Origin of the sequence: Nocardioides sp., assembly GCF_035547795.1 — a bacterium.
Lineage (GTDB): Bacteria > Actinomycetota > Actinomycetes > Propionibacteriales > Nocardioidaceae > Nocardioides.
Map to the genome: position 1 here is coordinate 1 of NZ_DASZUF010000081.1, position 2,333 is coordinate 2,333.

Here is a 2,333-nt window from a genome sequence, read left to right on the forward strand (position 1 = left end):
CAGCACGCCCAGCCCGCCGAGCAGGGCGACCATCGCGAGGATGGCGGCCTGGCTGGTGAACGCGGTACGCAGCCAGGTAAGGGGCCGGCCGGTCAGGTGGACGGCGAGCCGCCCGCCTGCCAGTGCGCCGGCGAGGAACCCGCCGATCGCCACCGCGGAGACCGGCAGGGAGACGCCGGAGCCCGGTTGCGTGGCGAAGCCGAGGAAGACGACGTTTCCGGTCATGTTGGCGACGAACACGTGACCCATCCGCAGATAGCTCACCGCGTCGATCACGCCGGTGACCGCCGCGAGGATCAGCATGGCGGCCACCAGCGTGCGGCGCCCGCTCGGCAGGTCCATGTCAGGACGACCTCCGCCGGTCAGCGGAAACGGGCTGCTCGGATGGTCTCCACGACCGCCGAGAAGTCGGGGTCGGTCACCGACTCGTGGGCCGCCCGCTCCAGCCAGCCGAGGGTCGCCGCCGCGATCGGGAGTTGCTGGGCAGCCGCCGTGGTGACCAGGTGGAGGTCCTTGAGCGCGAGACTGAGCTTGAAACTGGGCGGGTACGTCCCGGATTCGAGGTTGGCCCGCTTGGCGCGGACGGTGGGCCCGAGCGGCGACTCCGCCAGGATGTCCAGCAGGGTCGAGCGGTCGAGCTCGAGTGTGTCGCCGAGCGCGAGGGCTTCGCCGAGCGCGGTCATGGCGACGCCGAGAGTCAGGTTGACCACCACTTTGGTCGCGGCGCCCGCCCCCGGGCCGCCCACGTGGTGCGGAGTGCCGAGCACCGTGAGCATCGGCCGGACCTTCTCGTAGGCCGCCGCGGTCGCACCGGTGTAGATGATGAGCCGGCCGTCGGTCGCCTCGGGCACGCTTCCGCGTACGGGTGAGTCGACGAGGGTGACCTCGCTGGGCAGTCGCCGGGCGAGCGAGCGGATCTCCGCCGGGCCGACCGTGGACATGTCGACGAGCACCTGCCCGGGACGCAGCGCGGCGAGCAATTCGCCGCTGAGCACCTGGTCCAGCGCCACCGGGTTGGCCAGCATCGTGAACACGGTGTCGGCGCCGGCCACCGCCTCGGCGGGCGAATCCGCTGCCCGTGCTCCTCTGTCGACGAGGGGCCCGGTCCTGGCGGCGGTCCGGTTCCAGACGGTGACGTCGTGGCCGGCCTCGAGCAGCCGGGTCGCCATCGGCGTTCCCATCAGGCCCAGGCCGAGAAATGCGAGCTTTGCCACCGGTTTCTCCTTTCTCACATGCCTTCCGGGTGCGGTCCCCACATGGGCGCCGAGTCCGCGAGGATCAGGTCGATCTCAGCCAGTTCCTGTTCCGAGAGGGAGAGGTCGGCGGCCGCTGTGTAGTCGAGCTGGGACGAGCGGCGGGCGCCGACGATCGTCACGTCGACCGCCGGGTGGGACAGCGTCCAGCCGGCCGCGAGAGTGGGCAGGGTGATGCTCAGGTCCGCGGCGAACTCCTTGAGCCGGTCCACAACTCGCAGGTTCCGCAGGAACGTCTCGCCGGTGAAGTCGGGGTTCTTGCCACGCCAGTCATCGGCGGCGAACGTCGTGGCCGGTGACATCCGGCCGCCGAGCAGGCCGTGGGCCAGCGGTCCGTACACCAGCACGCCGAGGTCGTGCTTCGCGGTGTAGGGGAGGATCTCGGTTTCGATGTCCCGGTGGAACATGTGGTACGGCGGTTGCAGGGTCTCCAGCCACCCGAGGGTGCGCAGCTCCTCCATCTCCTCGACGCCGTAGTTCGAGACGCCGACGTAACGGATCTTGCCCTCGCCGACGAGCCGTTCCAGCGCCTGCGCGGTCTCTTCGGCGGGGGTGTCCGGGTCGGGCCAGTGGATCTGGAAGAGGTCGATATGGTCGGTGCCGAGGCTGCGCAGGCTTGACTCGACGCCCTCGCGAAGCCAGGCCGCGCCGGCGTCCCGGACCAGGGTGTCGCCGTCCATTCGCAGGCCGCCCTTGGTGGCGATGACGACGTCCTCACGCTTGACGCGTTGCCGGAGCGCGTCCGCGAGCAGCCGCTCGGCGGCGCCGAACCCGTAGCCCTGGGCGGTGTCGAACAGGGTGATGCCGAGGTCCAGCGCCTTGTGGATGACCGCGGTGCTCTCCTCGGTGTCGACCGTGCCCCAGTCGCCGCCGAACGCCCACGTGCCGAACGCGATGGCGGAGACCTCGAGGCCGGTCGATCCGAGACAAACGTGTCGCATGCGCTACTTCTCCCTTGGATGCTCGAGGTGGTTCATACTTCGAGCATCGCCGGGAACGGCGCGCGTGTCGTCACCGCCAGCGGCACTCCCGGCTACCGGCTACCTGCCATGCGCGTTGACAGCTTGGCGCCAAAGGAAA

General features: G+C 70.2%; 3 protein-coding genes. All 3 read right to left on the reverse strand.

Annotated features, from left to right (window positions below):
- Positions 1 to 342: DUF1275 family protein (locus tag VHA72_RS05890; protein ID WP_325573513.1), on the reverse strand; the 342-nt coding region annotated here is incomplete at its 3' end.
- 20 nt (positions 343 to 362) lie between these two features.
- Positions 363 to 1,214, reverse strand: coding sequence for an NAD(P)-dependent oxidoreductase (locus tag VHA72_RS05895; RefSeq protein ID WP_325573514.1), 852 nt, complete (start codon positions 1,212 to 1,214; stop codon positions 363 to 365).
- 14 nt (positions 1,215 to 1,228) lie between these two features.
- On the reverse strand, positions 1,229 to 2,194 hold the full coding sequence (locus VHA72_RS05900) for an aldo/keto reductase (RefSeq protein ID WP_325573515.1): 966 nt from the start codon (positions 2,192 to 2,194) through the stop codon (positions 1,229 to 1,231).
- Between the last annotated feature and the right edge of the window lie 139 nt (positions 2,195 to 2,333).

Bases quoted from the DNA above. Each gene is read 5' to 3' on its own strand.
- VHA72_RS05900 (WP_325573515.1), bottom strand. From the start codon at position 2,194: ATGCGACACGTTTGTCTCGGATCGACCGGCCTCGAGGTCTCCGCCATC.